Origin of the sequence: Pantoea sp. CTOTU49201 (assembly GCF_032054795.1) — a bacterium.
GTDB lineage: Bacteria > Pseudomonadota > Gammaproteobacteria > Enterobacterales > Enterobacteriaceae > Pantoea > Pantoea symbiotica.
This window is the reverse complement of record NZ_DAMBSA010000065.1, coordinates 10,011-11,254: the sequence shown is the minus strand read 5'-3', so window position 1 is coordinate 11,254 and position 1,244 is coordinate 10,011. Positions and strand designations below refer to the sequence as shown.

The following is a 1,244-nucleotide window of genomic DNA, read 5'->3' as shown; positions in this document are numbered from 1 at the left end:
AATGATGCCGCGAACATTTTTATTTTTCAGTTGTTCTAATGCCTGATATAGATCATCAGTCAACGTCAATTCAATCCCCGGATACCATGTTGTTAGCCAGGGAATCAGTGGGTTATCACGATTAATGGCCAGGCGTTCGCCCTTCAAATCACTAAATTCTGCCGGTGTTGCCACCGACTTCTGCATGATGACCACCATTGGTGAGGTGAGTAGCGTCGAACCTGACGCCGCTGCTTTATCATCTTCCGTGATGTTTTCAAGACGCCAGTTGTTGGCCAGCAGCGCGTCGGGGTGATCGTGTTGCAAACTCTGAACTGACGTCTTTTCATCAGCCACCAGCAGAGTGAAGTTCAAGCCATAACGCTCAGTTAGCGCTTCGAGCATATCGACAACAAAACCTGCAGGGACACCATTTTGGACGAAACTGATTGGCGGACGACGGCCATCAATAATGACGGGAATTCGCTTAAAGGTGTGCAACCATTGTTCTTCTTTCGCGCTCAGGCCAAGAGGATTGCGGGTAATCACCGCTTCACGGGTGAGCCCCCAGCCAATCGCAATACGCATACGTGACGCCAGTGGCATCTGTTGCAAGGTGCTGTCAATCGCCGCGCGCAATTGTGGGAGTTGGCGATCAATACCAAAACTGAGATTCAGGTTAGGTAAAGCTGAGCTGGGTATGGATTTTAATCCACTGATTTGCTGATAACGCGTCAAATAATCGGCAGTGGCGCGATTGATCCATAACGCATTAATTTGGCCATAAGCTACGGCGTTCATTGCCTGGTCAAATTCAGGGAAATAGCGTAACAGGCTACCAGGATACTCTTCACGAATCGGTGCTGGACCGATATCGTCAGGCACCACGCCGAGAGTCAAATCGTCCAGTGAAGCCGGCGCATCATCTTGACTGTCGCGCATCATCAATACGGATTTGTCTAACAACCACGGCGAGGTTGCCTGCGCTGCTTTGCTTGGCCAGCGGGCCGGATTCCACATCGCCACCATCTGAATTTCATGTTGACTGAGTGCTGCGAGTGCATCACTGCTGTCTTCATAATAGTGCAAACGAAATTTCACCTGCAGGCTGCCTTCCAGCATTGCCAGATAATCAGCCGCGATCCCCTGGAATTGGCCATAGGCCATTCCTTCGCCAAGCGGCGGATGAGATGGGCCCCACACGCCAACACTGATTTCTTCGTTATTGGCCAGCCAGGTCTGCACATCGGCGCTTAAGTTGACAT

1 pseudogene is annotated in these 1,244 nt (G+C 50.8%); it reads right to left on the bottom strand.

Annotation, left to right across the window (positions count from 1 at the left end):
* Positions 1–1,224: pseudogene (locus tag RTY00_RS07030) on the bottom strand (transporter substrate-binding domain-containing protein); the annotation flags it as partial.
* Between the last annotated feature and the right edge of the window lie 20 nt (positions 1,225–1,244).